Here is a 13,835-nt window from a genome sequence, read left to right on the forward strand (position 1 = left end):
CCGTCCGGCAGAAGCCATCACAACGAAAGCCCCGCTGGACGGGAGTGGAGTGGGGCGGGTGGTCACTCGAACAGGCCCAGTCGGTGTGCCGTGGCCGCCGCCTCCCCTCGCGTGGAGACGCCCAGCTTGGCCAGGATGTTGGAGACGTGCACGCTCACCGTCTTCACCGAGATGAACAGCTCCTGCGCGATCTCCCGGTTGCTCCGCCCCCTGGTCACCTCCCGCAGCACCTCGAGCTCCCGCGCCGTCAGCCCCAGCGGCTGCCCGTCGCCCACCTCCTCAGAGGAGCCGCCGCCCCCGAGCCGCGCCCGCCGCCCGAAGACGTCGAGCTGCTCCAGCAGCGGCGTGGCCGCGAGCTCCCCGGCCAGCTCCCGCGCCCGCGTCAGCCGGGCGGCGGCCTCCTGCCGGTCACCGGACGCGAGCGCCGCCTGCGCCGCCCCCACCAGGCTCCGCGCCTCCGCGTACGGCTGCCGCAACGCCGCCCACGCCCCCACGGCCTGCTCCCACGCCTTGAACCGCCAGCCCTCGGGATCCTCGTCGCCGGGCCCGGTCAGCGCCGTGAACGTGAGATGCTGCGCCCGCTGCAGATCGCCCTCGACGTCGAGCTCCCGCCCCAGCTCACGGAGTTGCGGCAGCAGCGACTGGGCGAGCGGCGCGACCGCGGAGGCCGGCATGACGGCCTCCATGAGCTGGGCGAACGTCACCAGCAGCGGCCACGCGTATCGCGGGCTGGCCATCAGGTCGCGCTCCTCCAGGACGCGTGCCATGGCCCGCACGGCCTCCTCCACCTGCCCGCGCGCCCGCAGGAGCTGCACCTCCCTGCACAGGTGCGGCAGGACCGTCTGGTCGCGGAAGGTCCCCCGGGACAGCACGCTCCGCGAGGCCTCCAGCAGCGTCTCGGCCCGGTCGTAGTGCCCCCGGGCCAGCGCGATGTCCGTGGCGAACCCCTGCAGGCTCGCCCGGTAGGGGGCGGGCGGCGCGAGGTCGAGCGCGTGGTCGATGACCTGGAGCGCCTCGTCCCAGCGGCCGAGCGACACCAGCGGCTCGGCCAGGTTGATCGACAGGAACGTGCCGGACGTGCGGGCCAGGCCGTAGTGCCCGGCCTCCTCGACGCCCTCGCGGGCCACCTGGGCGGCCCGCTCGTGCCGGCCCGCGCCCTCGAGCGCGTCGGACTCGGAGATGGCGCAGCGCATCACCGCGTTGTAGGCGCCGCCGCGGTGGGCGATGCGGCGCGCCTTCGCGAACATCTCGAGGCGCGGCTCCATGTCCGTGTAGCACGAGTGCGTCCACGAGAGGTTGATCAGGCCGTGGGCCTCGATGTTGGCGTCGCCTATCTCGTGGCCGATCTCCATGGCGAGCCGGGCCGTGGCGAGCCGCTCAGGCCAGTCTTCGGCCTTGTGGAGCATGCGCGACAGGCTCTCCAGCACCTGGCCGCGTAGTTTCGGCTGGTCGGCGGGGACGAGCGCGGCCGCCTGGCGCAGGTCGTCGAGGTAGCCGGGGCGGCCCAGGTCGTAGCGGGTCAGGCCGCGCTGGCGCAGCACCATGGCGGAACTGATCGGGTCGGCCTCGTGGTCGAGCTCGGCGAGGGCGGCGCTGGCCAGGGCGATGCCGCGCTCGTATTCGCCGGCCAGGTGGGCGACGGTGGCGGTCTGCCTGAGCACGTGGACACGGTCGCCGCCGATGCGCTCGGCCGCGTCGGGCACCTGGTCCCACAGCTCCAGCACCCTGGACAGCATCCGGAGCTGCTCGTCGTAGGCGGTCGACTTGCGGGCGGCGGCGGCCGCGTGCCAGGCGCTGACCAGCGCCCAGGTGGAGTCGTGGGCGGAGTGCCAGTGGTGGGCCAGCTCGATCGCGCCGCGCGGGGCTGGCAGGATCGACAGGTCGTGCTCCAGGGCCTCGGCGTAGCGGGTGTGCAGGCGGGTGTGCTCGCCGGGCAGCAGGTCGTCGTGGAGGGCCTCGCGGATGAGCGCGTGGCGGAAGCCGTAGCCCTCGCCGTCGACCACCAGCACGTTGCCCGCCACCGCGGGTCGCAGGGCGCGTGAGAGCTCGTGCTCGTCGAGCCTGGCGACGGCGATGAGCAGGTCGTGCTCGATGCGCTGGCCGCCGGCACTGGCCACGCGCAGCAGCTCCTGAGTCTCGTCGGGCAGCCGCTCGACGCCGGCCAGCAGCAGGTCGCGCAGCGACTCGGGCAGCGCCTCGCCGCCGTCGGCCTCGCTGAGCAGCGCCTCGACGAACAGCGGGTTGCCCTCGCTGCGCGCGTAGATCAGGTCCATGGCGGCGGCGGACGGCTCGCGGTCGAGGATGCCGGCGGCCAGCGCGACGGCCTCCCTGCGGGTGAGCCTGCGCAGCTCCGCCCTGGTCACCCACTCGACGCGGCCCAGCTCGGCCAGCAGTGGCCGCAGCGGGTGGGTGCGGTGCAACTCGTCGGTGCGGTAGGTCACCACGATCAGCAGGCGGCCCGCCGTGCGCTGGTAGCGCACGAGGAAGGACAGCAGGTCGCGGGTGGATCGGTCGGCCCAGTGCGCGTCTTCGATGACCAGCATCGTGAGCCGCTCTTCGGCCAGCCGCTCCAGCAGCCCGAGCACCTGCTCGAACAGCCGTGCCCTGGCCTCGGCCCCGCCTTTGTCGGGCTCGCCGAACTCCGGCGACAGCCGGGCCAGCCCCCGCGTGTTGCCGCCGGGCACGAGCGCGGCGACGCCGTCGCGGCCCAGCCGGCGCACGAGCCCGCGCAGCACGGCGGTGAACGGCGCGAACGGCAGGCCCTCCGTGCCCAGCTCCAGGCACCCGCCGACGAGCACGAGGGCGTCGTCGGCGCGGTTGCCGGTGAACTCGGTGATCAGCCGGGTCTTGCCGACCCCGGCCTCGCCGCCGACGAGCACGGTGGCCGATGCCCCGGCACGCGCCCTGCCCAGCGCGTCCCCGAGAGCGGCGAGCTCGCGGGCGCGCCCGACGAACAGAGGGCTGACGGCGTGGATACTCACGTCCCAAGGATGCCATCCGGCGGCGACAGAAAAATCCGCCCCCGGCCCCTTCCGACGTGATCCGCGTTCCCGCACCTCCCCGAGGCGACCAGAGCCCGCGATCCGCGCCGGTGATCCGCGCCGGTGCGCAGGGCTCGTGATCCGCGCCGGTGCGCAGCGTGGTCCAGGCCGGTGCGCAGAGCAGGCGTCCGCGATCAGCGCCGGCGGGCGGCGCCCGCCGGGCAAAGCGCCGAGCTACCGAAGGACCTTGCGGAAGAACGTGGCCGACGCCTCGTAGCCGAGCGCGTGATAGAACTCCGGCGCCCGCCGCGTCGCCATCGCCACGTAGCGCGCCTCGCGTGAGCGGGCCCACCGCTCGAACTCCTCCAGCAGCGCCCGCCCGATCCCCTGCCGGCGCGACCCCGACTGGACCATGGCCTCCTCGACCCAGGCGACCGGCCCGTTGGCGAACAGCGTCAGGTGCACGAAGCCGAGCAGATAACCGTGGACCCGCCCGTCCAGCACGGCCGCGAGCAGCAGGGCGTCTTCGTTCGCCAGCAGCGTGGGCAGCGCGGCGTCGAACGCCTCTCGTTCCGGCCGGAACGTCAGCCCGAACTCGCGGGCCAGCGCGAACACGGCGTCGGCGTCCGCCTTCTCCGCCCTCCTGATCAGGAGATCGTCAGCCGTCATGACTGTTGACACTAGATCGTCCCGCGTCTCTCATGCAAACCTCGTCTCACAGGTCGCCGAGGCCGAGCTGCCGGGCGATGAGCATGCGCTGGACCTCGCTCGTGCCCTCGCCGATCTCGAGGATCTTGGCGTCACGATAGAAGCGGCCGACGGGGAACTCGTTCATGAAGCCGTACCCGCCGAACACCTGCGTCGCGTCCCGCGCATTGTCCATCGCCGCGTTCGAGGAGACCAGCTTGGCGATCGCCGCCTCCTTCTTGAACGGCAGCCCGGCCAGCAGCCGCTCGGCCGCGTGGTAGTAGGCCAGGCGGGCGGTGTGGGCGCGCGCCTCCATGTCGGCGATCTTGAACTGGATGGCCTGGTAGTGGCCGATCGGGTGGCCGAACGCCCTCCGGTCCCTGATGTAGGTGAGGCACTCGTCCACGCAGCCCTGCGCCAGCCCCACGCCCAGGGCGGCGATCGCGATCCGGCCCTCGTCGAGCGTCTGCAGGAACTGGGCGTAGCCGCGACCACGTTCACCGAGGAGGTTCGCGGCGGGCACGCGGCAGTCGCTGAAGGCCAGCTCGCGGGTGTCGGAGGCGTTCCAGCCGACCTTGGAGTACTTCTTCGACACCACGAACCCGGGCGTGCCGCTCGGCACGAGGATGGTGGAGATCTCCCGTTCGCCGGTGAGCGCGGCCACGCCGATCACGCCGGTGATGTCGGTGCCGGAGTTCGTGATGAACGCCTTCGTCCCGTTGATCACCCATTCGCCGCCGTCGAGCACGGCCGTGGTGCGCATCCCGCCCGGCACGTCGCTCCCGCCGCCGGGCTCGGTCAGGCCGAACGCGCCCAGCATCTCCCCCGAGGCCAGCTTGGGCAGCCACGTCGCGCGCTGCTCGTCGGTGCCGAACCTGAAGATCGGCATCGCGCCCAGCGACACCGCCGCCTCCAGGGTGATCGACACGCTGGAGTCGACGCGGGCCAGCTCCTCCAGCGCCAGGCAGAGGGCGAAGTAGTCGCCGCCCATGCCGCCGTACTCCTCCGGGATCGGCAGCCCGAACAGCCCCATCGCGCCCATCTGGCGCACAATCGCGTACGGGAACTCCTCCCGCTCGTAGAAACCGCCGATCACCGGCGCGACCACCTCGCGGGCGAACGACTCGACGGTCTTGCGCAACTCTTCGTACTCGTCCTTGAGCATGTCAGCCTTTCGAAAGCGCCTGTACGACACGGGATGGGCTGGGCCGGCCGAGCAGGTCCGCCAGCCAGGTGCTGGTGGCCACGAGCTTGCCCAGGTCGAGCCCCGTCTCGATGCCGAGCCCCCGCAGCATCCAGACCAGGTCCTCGGTGGCGAGGTTGCCCGTGGCGGACTCGGCGTAGGGGCAGCCGCCGATGCCGCCCGTGGAGGCGTCGATCGTCGTCACCCCCGCCCTCAGCGCGGCGAGCGTGTTGGCCAGCGCCTGGCCGTAGGTGTCGTGGAAGTGCACGGCGAGCCGTTCGGGCCGCCGGAAGGCCCCGATGAGGGCGGTCACGTGCCCGGGGGTGCCGACGCCGGTGGTGTCGCCGAGCGACAGCTCGTGGCAGCCGAGCCCGAGCAGCCGCTCCCCGACCGCGACCACCTGCGCGACGGGCGTCGGCCCCTCCCAGGGGTCGCCGAAGCACATCGACACGTACGCCCGCACCTTGAGCCCGTTGTCCAGCGCCCTGGCCACGACCGGCTCGAACATCTCGAACTGGCTCTCCAGGCTGCGGTTCAGGTTCTTCGCGGCGAACGTCTCGGTGGCGCTGGCGAAGATCGCGATCTCGTCCACGCCCAGCTCGAGCGCCCGGTCGAGCCCGCGCAGGTTCGGCACCAGGACCGGGTAGCGCACGCCGGGCTTCCTGTGCAGCCTGCCGAGCAGCTCGTCGGCGTCGGCGAGCTGCGGCACCCACTTCGGGTGCACGAAGCTGGTCGCCTCGATCACCTTGTGCCCCGCGTCCGCGAGCCGGTCGATGAACTCGGCCTTCACCTCGACGGGCACGACCGAGGACTCGTTCTGCAGCCCGTCGCGCGGGCCGACCTCGTAGATCGTGACCTGGTGCGGAAACCCTTCCATGGGGTACGGCATCACGCCTCCTCAACGCTGATGACGGCCAGGACGGCGTCCATGTCGACCGGCCGGCCCGCCTGCGCGGGCAGCTCGGAGACCACGCCGTCGCACGGGGCGGTGACCGTGTGCTCCATCTTCATGGCCTCGACGACGACCAGCGGCTGGCCCGCGCTCACCCGGTCGCCCGGCTGCGCCTTGACGACCAGGACGGTGCCGGGCATGGGGCTCCTGACCACGCCGTCGCCGGTCCCGGCCGCTCCGGGGCGGTCGCCGGGGTCGCCGATGAGGTGCCGGGTGAAGGCCCAGGAGGCGCCGTCCTTGCCGAGCCAGAGCGTGTCGCCGTCGCGTACGCGCAGGTAGCGCTCGGTACGCCCGCCGATCGTGACCTCACCGTCCGCCCCGGCCCGCGCGGGCACCGCCGCCCCGCCCTCCGTCCGGACCTCGGCGGACTCCCCGGGCAGGCCGCGCACCTGGACCGCGTGCACGCCGTCCCTGGTCTCCAGCCGCCACGTCGTCCACGCCCGCTCCCCGAGCCGCCAGCCGTCGGTGACCTCCCACGGGTCGTCCCCCTGCGGGAGGGCGTGGAAGGCGAGCGCCGCCGCCGCGAGCACCTCGACGGGCGTGTGCGCGTCGGGCAGCAGGCCGGGCAGTACGCGTTCGACCAGGCCGGTGTCGAGCTCGCCCGCCACGACGGCGGGGTGGGTGGCCAGCGCGCGCAGGAACGGGATGTTGGTGACCACGCCGAGCACGGCGGTCCCGGCGAGCGCCCGGTCGAGCGACCTGAGCGCGGAGGCCCGGTCGGGCCCCCAGGCGACGACCTTGGCGAGCATCGGGTCGAACTCGCTGCCCACGACCCCGCCCTCGGCCAGCCCGGAGTCCACCCGGACGCCCGGCCCGCCGGGCTCGCGCAGGGCGAGCACCCGGCCGCCTGTCGGCAGGAAGCCCCGCGCCGGGTCCTCGGCGTACACGCGGGCCTCCACGGCGTGGCCGTCGAGCCGTACGCCGTCCTGCCCGAACGGCAGCCGCTCACCGGCCGCCACCCGCAGTTGCAGCTCGACCAGGTCGAGGCCGGTGACGAGCTCGGTGACCGGGTGCTCGACCTGCAGGCGGGTGTTCATCTCCATGAAGTGGTAGGCGCCGGTGGTGCCGTCGACGATGAACTCGACGGTTCCGGCGCCCACGTAGCCGACCGCGCGGGCGGCCTCCACCGCCGCCGCTCCCATGCGGGCGCGCGTCTCGGGGGTCACGAAGGGGGACGGCGCCTCTTCGATGATCTTCTGGTGCCTGCGCTGCAGGCTGCACTCGCGCTCGCCCAGGTGGACGACGCCGCCGTGGGCGTCGGCCATGACCTGGATCTCGATGTGGCGCGGGTTCTCGACGTAGCGCTCGATCAGCAGCGTCCCGTCGCCGAACGCCGCCAGCGCCGTACGCCGGGCCGACTCGATCGCGTCGGGCAGCTCGTCGGCCGACCGCACCAGCACCATGCCCTTGCCGCCGCCGCCCGCCGACGGCTTGATCAGGGCGGGGAAGTCGCGCCACTCCGCCAGCGCGTCGCCCGGCTCGGCCCCGCCCGGCACGACGGGCACCCCGGCGGCCGACACCGTGGCCTTGGCGCGGATCTTGTCGCCCATGGCGTCGATGGCCCGCGCCGGCGGCCCGACGAACGTCAGGCCCTCCTCGGCGCATCTGCGGGCGAACCCGGCGTTCTCCGAGAGGAACCCGTAGCCCGGGTGGATCGCCTGCGCGCCGGCGTCGCGGGCGGCCGCCAGGATCGCCTCGATGTCCAGATATTTCGGGATCTGGAGGGCCACGTCGGCTTCCCGCACATGGCGGGCACCGGCGTCCGAGGCGGTGTGCACGGCCACCGACGTGATGCCGAGCCCGCGCAGCGTGCGCGCGATCCGTACGGCGATCTCACCCCTGTTGGCGATCAGAACACGGTCGAACAGCATGCGTCACATCCGGAAGACGCCGTAACCGGCGGGCTCGAGCGGGGCGTTGGCCGCCGCGGACAGTGCCAGGCCCAGGACCGTGCGGGTGTCGACCGGGTCGATCACGCCGTCGTCCCATAGCCTGGCCGTGGAGTAGTACGGGTTGCCCTGGTGCTCGTACTGCGCCCTGATCGCGTCGGGATCGGCGTCGCCGACGGTGGTGAGCACGTTCGCGGCCTGCTCGCCGCCCATGACCGAGATGCGGGCGTTCGGCCACATCCACAGGAACCTGGGCGAGTACGCCCGGCCCGCCATCGCGTAGTTCCCCGCCCCGAACGAGCCGCCGACCACCACGGTGAGCTTCGGCACCCGCGCGCACGACACGGCGGTCACCATCTTGGCCCCGTGCTTGGCGATGCCGCCCGCCTCATAGGCCTTGCCGACCATGAAGCCGCTGATGTTCTGCAGGAAGACGAGGGGGATGCGGCGCTGGTCGCACAGCTCGATGAAGTGCGCCCCCTTCATGGCGGACTCACTGAACAGGATGCCGTTGTTGGCCACGATGCCGACCGGGTGGCCGTGGATGTGGGCGAAGCCGGTGACGAGGGTGGCGCCGTATTCGGCCTTGAACGCGAGGAACCGCGATCCGTCCACGAGCCTGGCGATCACCTCGTGCACGTCGTAGGGCTGCCGGGTGTCGGCGGGCAGGATGCCGTAGAGGTCGCGGGGGTCGTGGCGGGGCGGCTCGGGGGAGATCGTGTCCCAGGGGCGCTCGGCGCGCGGGGCCAGCGTGGAGACGATGTCGCGGACGATGGCCAGCGCGTGGGCGTCGTCCTCGGCCAGGTGGTCGGTGACGCCGCTGACGCGTGCGTGCAGGTCGCCGCCGCCCAGCTCCTCGGCCGTGACCTCCTCGCCGGTGGCCGCCTTCACCAGGGGCGGGCCGCCCAGGAAGATCGTGCCCTGGCCGCGGACGATGACGGCCTCGTCGCTCATCGCGGGCACGTACGCGCCGCCGGCGGTGCACGAGCCGAGCACGGCGGCGATCTGCGGGATGCCGCGCGCGGACATCGTGGCCTGGTTGTAGAAGATGCGGCCGAAGTGCTCGCGGTCGGGGAACACCTCGTCCTGCTTCGGCAGGAAGGCCCCGCCGGAGTCCACGAGGTAGACGCAGGGCAGGCGGTTGTGCAGGGCCACCTCCTGCGCGCGCAGGTGCTTCTTGACGGTGAGCGGGTAGTAGGTGCCGCCCTTGACGGTGGCGTCGTTGGCCACGATCACGCACTCGCGGCCCGACACCCGGCCGACGCCGGTGATGATGCCGGCGGCGGGCGCCTGGTCGTCGTACAGGCCGTTCGCGGCCAGCGGTGACAGCTCCAGGAAGCGGGAGCCCGGGTCGAGCAGGCCGTCCACGCGGTCGCGCGGCAGCAGCTTGCCGCGCTCGACGTGACGCCGCCGCGAGCGCTCCGGCCCGCCGAGCGCGGCGCCCGCGAGGCGTTCGAGCAGGTCGGCCGAGAGCCGCTCGTTGAGCTCGGCGTTGCGCTTGAACACCTCGCTCGCCGGCTCCGCGGCCGTCTTCAGCACCGGCCATTCGCTGCTCATGAGTCCCCTCCCATGGCACGGATGTTAGTCATCATTAACGTCAGCGTCTAGTATGTGAGACGTGAGCACGGCCTACCCCACACCTACCCGCAATCGGCGCAACAGGCGTGCGGAGATCCTGGAGGCGGCCGCCCGGCTGTTCGCCGCGCGCGGCTTCCACGGCGTCTCGATCGAGGACATCGGCGGCGCGGTCGGCGTCTCGGGCCCGGCCCTCTACCGGCATTTCAGCGGCAAGGACGCGCTGCTGTCGGAGATGCTGCTGGACGTCAGCTCACGGCTGCGCGAGTCGGCCGTCGCCGTGGTCACCTCCGCCTCGCCGGGCCCGGCCGAAACGCTGGACGCCCTGCTCAACGTGCAGATCACGTTCGCGCTCGAGCAGCCGGCGCTGATCACGGTGCACGACCGGGAGCTGGGCAACGTGCCCGAGCCCGCGCGCCGGCAGATCAGGCGACTGCAGCGGCTCTACGTGGAGGAGTGGGTGACGGTGCTGGCCGAGCTGCACCCGGCCTGCCCGGCCGCGCGGCTGCGGGCCGCCACGCACGCGGTGTTCGGGCTGCTCAACTCGACGCCGTACAGCGCGGGCGAGCTGCCCGCGCAGGACATGCGCCCGCTGCTGCACGCCATGGCCAGGGCCGCGATCGCGGCCTCAGTTAAGGATCACTAACATCCTCCGGGGTCACCGAAATGGCCTTGCTCAGTCAACTATCTAGATATATCGTCACCATATCTCGATAGTTGGAGGAATCATGCGTGATCCCGACTTCTGGGACACACCCCCACCACCACCCCCGCTGCCCCCGTTTCCTCCCGGACCGCCGCCGGACGCCGTGCCCTTCCCGCCGGGGCCGCCGGACCCGTTCATGCAGTGGTCGGCGACCGCCCCGCGGATCCGCCGCGGCGACGTCAGGGCCGCCCTGCTCGCGATGCTCCATGAGGAGCCGCAGAACGGTTACCAGATGATCCAGGGCATCGAGGAGCGCAGCCGCGGGGTCTGGCGGCCCAGCCCCGGGTCCGTCTATCCGGCGTTGCAGCAGCTCGAGGACGAGGGGCTGGTGGCCGGTGACGAGTCCGGCGGGAGCCGTACGTACCGGCTGACCGAGCTGGGCCGTGAGCAGGCGGCCCGGCACGCGGACGACGCGCCGTGGATCGAGGTCGCGCGTACGGTGCCGGAGGACCACCACGAGCTGCGCCTGCTGTGGGCCCAGCTCAACGAGGCCTTCTCCCACCTGATCCGCACGGGCGGCGACCGGCAGGTGGCGGAGGCCAAGAAGCTCATCAGGCAGACGCGGAAGTCCATTTTCCAGATACTGGCGGAGGACTGAATGGGCACCGAGGCGGCCGTCGCCGTACGCGGGCTGAAGAAGACGTACGGCAAGGTCGAGGCCGTCAAAGGCGTCGACTTCGAGGTGCGTCCCGGCGAGGTGTTCGGGTTTCTCGGCCCCAACGGCGCCGGCAAGACCACCACCATCAGCATGCTCTGTACCCTGGTCAACCCCACCGGCGGCAGCGCCGAGGTCGCGGGACACGACGTGGTCAAGGAGCGCGACGAGGTACGCAGGAACATCGGCCTCGTCTTCCAGGACCCCACCCTCGACGGCTACCTGAGCGCCGAGCAGAACCTGCGCTTCCACGCCGAGTTGTACGGCGTGCCGAAGGGCGTGGTCGGCGACCGGATCCGGCAGGTGATGGAGATGGTCGCGCTGTGGGACCGCAAGGACGCCAAGGTGATGACGTTCTCCGGCGGCATGAAGCGGCGGCTCGAGATCGCCCGCGGCCTGCTGCACTCGCCGCGCGTGCTGTTCCTCGACGAGCCCACCGTCGGCCTGGACCCGCAGACCCGCTCGGCCATCTGGGGCTACATCAACCAGTTACGGCTCATGGAGGACATCACCATCTTCATGACCACCCACTACATGGACGAGGCCGAGTACTGCGACCGGATCGCGATCATCGACCACGGCGAGGTCGTGGTCATCGACTCGCCCGAGGCGCTGAAGGCCAGCGTCGGCAAGGACCGCGTGCAGATCCAGACCCCTGACGACGACGAGGCCATCAAGGCGCTGCGCGAGCGGTTCGGGCTGGAGGCGGCCGTGCACGAGGGCGCGGTGACGTTCGCGGTGGCGTCGGGCGAGGAGTTCGTGCCGAAGCTGTTCGCGGAGCTCGGGATGCCGATCAAGTCGGTGAGCGTCTCGCGACCGTCCCTCGACGACGTGTTCATGTCCTACACGGGTTCCACGATCCGCGACGCCGAGGCCGGCGACGGCGGCAACGCGTGGATGAGAGCGATGGCGAGGCGGTAGTCATGGCGACAGAGGCCATCAGTGTCCGGGTGCCGGCCCGCAGCGCCGGTCACGACCTCCGGGCGGTCAAGATCGTTCTCCATCGGGAGATGCTGCGCTTCGTCAACGACCGCACCCGCATGCTCTCGATGCTCATGCAGCCGGTGCTATGGCTGTTCGTCATGGGCACGGGGCTGGGCTCGCTGGTGCAGGGCTCGATCCCGGGGGTCGACTACCGGACGTTCATGTACCCCGGCATGATCTCCATGACCGTGATCATGACGGGTATGTTCTCGGCCGGGTCCATCGTGTGGGACCGCGAGTTCGGGTTCCTGCGCGAGATGCTGGTCGCGCCCGTCTCACGGGGGGCGATCGTGGTCGGCAAGTGCCTGGGCGGGGCCATCGTGGCCACCGGGCAGGGCATCGTCATCCTGGCCATGGCGGGGCTGGTGGGGGTGCCGTACTCACCGTCGCTGATCGTCACGCTGCTGGCTGAGATGTTCCTGGCGGCGTTCACGATCACGGCCTTCGGGGTGATGCTGGCCGCGCGGATGAAGAACATGCAGACCTTCTTCGGGCTGATGCAGATGGCGATCATGCCCATGATGTTCCTGTCGGGGGCGATGTTCCCGCTGGCCAACCTGCCGTCGTGGCTGCACGCGCTGACCGTCGTCAACCCCATGACGTACGCGGTGGACCCGATGCGGCAGGCGGTGTTCTCCCATCTCGACGTGCCGCCGCAGGTCAACGCGGTGCTCAATCCCGGGGTGCGGTGGTTCGACTACCAGGTGCCGGTGCCGCTGGAGCTGGGCGTCGTGGCGGCGCTCGGCGCGGTGCTGCTGGGGATCGGGATCGCCGAGTTCCGGCGGGCGGAATAGGACGGCGCACCTGGCGTGCGCATGGGCGAGGCCCGGGGTGGTCTCCCCGGGCCTCGACCGTTGTCAGGCCGTCAGCGCTTCACGCGGACATGGTCTCTGCCGCTGTGATCGCCGTTGGTGTCGTTGTCGCCGCTGAACACGAACTTCCAGTAACCGGAGTCCCAGGCCTTGGCCTTGGTGTAGAGCCGGCCGCTGTCGCTCGACCGGACGGTCTTCACGTACTCCCACTTGCGCGAGCCCTTGGGCAGGAAGTACAGGGCCACCTTGCCCGAGTAGCCTTCCCACGAGCCCTGGTCGTCGACCTGCAGCCGGCCCGTGAACTTGAGGTACTTGCCGCGCTTGATCGGCTCGGGGTAGGCGTTGAACTTGATCAGCCGGGTGTCCGCCTTCGCCACGGGCGGCGGGGCGGGCTGGTCGACCCTGACCCAGTCGGCGTCGCTGACCGAGCCGTTGACGCGGCGGTTGCCCGCGTACTCGGCCCGCCACCAGCCCGAGGTCACCGCGGCGGCCGAGGCCCAGAAGCGGCCGTGGCGTCCGGTCACGTCACTGGTGACGTACTCCCACTTGTGCGAGCCGCCGGCCTTGAAGAAGATCGAGACGCGCTCGCCGGCGACGCCGCCGCGGCGCTCGACCTGAAGGGAGCCGGTGAAGGTGAGCTTGCCGCCCTTGTCCACCGGTTCGGGACGGGCGTCGAAGCCTGCGATCCGGCTGCCGAGCCTGCCGCGCCTGACGTCCACGCGGTCGGCGTCGCTGACGGACGCCTTGGCGTCGGCCGTCGCCGCGAACTCGGCCCGCCACCAGCCGGTGGCGTCGGCCCGTACGGTGGCGCCGAACCAGCCGCCGCGGCCGGTCGTCACCTTGGTGACCGCGCCGTAGGCGTCGGCGCCGCGCGCGCGGAAGGTGACGGAGACGCTCTGGCCGGCGTAGGCCTTGCCGTCGGCGAGGAGCCTGCCCGTGACCCTGATCGAGGAGCCCTTGGCGACCAGGTCGGGGCTGGCGTCGAAGTCGGCGAACTTGGTCTCGAGCGGCTTCTTGACGATGACCTCGAACGTGCCGCGGCGCGAGGTGCTGCCCGCGATGGCGAGCCAGCTCCAGGTGCCGGCGACCGCCGAGTCGAAGGACTTGGTGCCGGTCCACTGCCTCCAGTCGCCGGCCTTGTGGGAGGTCAGTGTGATGGGCGTGCCCACGCTCGCGTCGCCGGGGGGCTTGAGCTGGAATTCGGCCGTGTCCGTGTTCCGGGTGAGGAAGGTGAACGTCGCCGTGACCGCACCCTTGGTGACATCGATGGGCGGGGAGGGGCTGATGCCGACCCGGGCGATGACCGGTGCGGGGGCCGCCGTCGCGGTCGAGGGTGCCAGGGTGACGACCCCGGCGCCCACGACTATGGCGAGGGCGGCGACACGGATGCGTTGTAACATGCGGGTTCCTT

11 protein-coding genes are annotated in these 13,835 nt (G+C 71.8%); 4 read left to right on the forward strand and 7 right to left on the reverse strand.

The window, feature by feature from the left end; genetic code table 11:
- Positions 1-62: 62 nt before the first annotated feature.
- The 6 genes from AB0I15_RS27185 to AB0I15_RS27210 form a co-directional block, all read right to left on the reverse strand.
- Positions 63-2,981 (reverse strand): AAA family ATPase, encoded by a 2,919-nt coding sequence (locus AB0I15_RS27185; RefSeq protein ID WP_358101148.1) that lies wholly within the window; start codon positions 2,979-2,981, stop codon positions 63-65.
- Positions 2,982-3,215: 234 nt separating this feature from the next.
- On the reverse strand, positions 3,216-3,650 hold the full coding sequence (locus AB0I15_RS27190) for a GNAT family N-acetyltransferase (RefSeq protein ID WP_358101151.1): 435 nt from the start codon (positions 3,648-3,650) through the stop codon (positions 3,216-3,218).
- Between the two features lie 46 nt (positions 3,651-3,696).
- A complete protein-coding gene (locus tag AB0I15_RS27195; RefSeq protein ID WP_358101154.1) occupies positions 3,697-4,833 on the reverse strand; it encodes an acyl-CoA dehydrogenase family protein in 1,137 nt (378 codons plus the stop codon).
- A 1-nt stretch (position 4,834) separates the two neighbouring features.
- A complete protein-coding gene (locus AB0I15_RS27200) occupies positions 4,835-5,740 on the reverse strand; it encodes a hydroxymethylglutaryl-CoA lyase (RefSeq protein WP_358101157.1) in 906 nt (301 codons plus the stop codon).
- Entirely contained in the window at positions 5,740-7,674 is a 1,935-nt protein-coding gene (locus AB0I15_RS27205) for a biotin carboxylase N-terminal domain-containing protein (RefSeq protein WP_358101160.1), read from the reverse strand. The genes AB0I15_RS27200 and AB0I15_RS27205 overlap by 1 nt, the downstream gene beginning before the upstream one ends.
- A 3-nt stretch (positions 7,675-7,677) precedes the next feature.
- Positions 7,678-9,249 (reverse strand): carboxyl transferase domain-containing protein, encoded by a 1,572-nt coding sequence (locus AB0I15_RS27210; protein ID WP_358101163.1) that lies wholly within the window; start codon positions 9,247-9,249, stop codon positions 7,678-7,680.
- 61 nt (positions 9,250-9,310) lie between these two features.
- Between AB0I15_RS27210 and AB0I15_RS27215 the strand changes: the two genes are divergently transcribed.
- The 4 genes from AB0I15_RS27215 to AB0I15_RS27230 all read left to right on the forward strand — a co-directional run bounded on the left by AB0I15_RS27215 (position 9,311) and on the right by AB0I15_RS27230 (position 12,406).
- A complete protein-coding gene (locus AB0I15_RS27215; protein WP_358101166.1) occupies positions 9,311-9,913 on the forward strand; it encodes a TetR/AcrR family transcriptional regulator in 603 nt (200 codons plus the stop codon).
- An 82-nt stretch (positions 9,914-9,995) separates the two neighbouring features.
- Entirely contained in the window at positions 9,996-10,571 is a 576-nt protein-coding gene (locus AB0I15_RS27220; protein ID WP_358101169.1) for a PadR family transcriptional regulator, read from the forward strand.
- Entirely contained in the window at positions 10,572-11,549 is a 978-nt protein-coding gene (locus tag AB0I15_RS27225) for an ATP-binding cassette domain-containing protein (RefSeq protein WP_358101171.1), read from the forward strand.
- Positions 11,550-11,551: 2 nt separating this feature from the next.
- On the forward strand, positions 11,552-12,406 hold the full coding sequence (locus tag AB0I15_RS27230) for an ABC transporter permease (RefSeq protein WP_358101174.1): 855 nt from the start codon (positions 11,552-11,554) through the stop codon (positions 12,404-12,406).
- 71 nt (positions 12,407-12,477) lie between these two features.
- Here the strand turns inward: AB0I15_RS27230 and AB0I15_RS27235 are convergent, their stop codons facing one another.
- Positions 12,478-13,824: a hypothetical protein gene (locus AB0I15_RS27235; RefSeq protein WP_358101177.1), complete on the reverse strand. Its 1,347-nt coding sequence runs from the start codon at positions 13,822-13,824 to the stop codon at positions 12,478-12,480.
- Between the last annotated feature and the right edge of the window lie 11 nt (positions 13,825-13,835).

Source organism: Nonomuraea sp. NPDC050643 (assembly GCF_040654715.1).
Taxonomy (GTDB): Bacteria; Actinomycetota; Actinomycetes; order Streptosporangiales; family Streptosporangiaceae; genus Nonomuraea.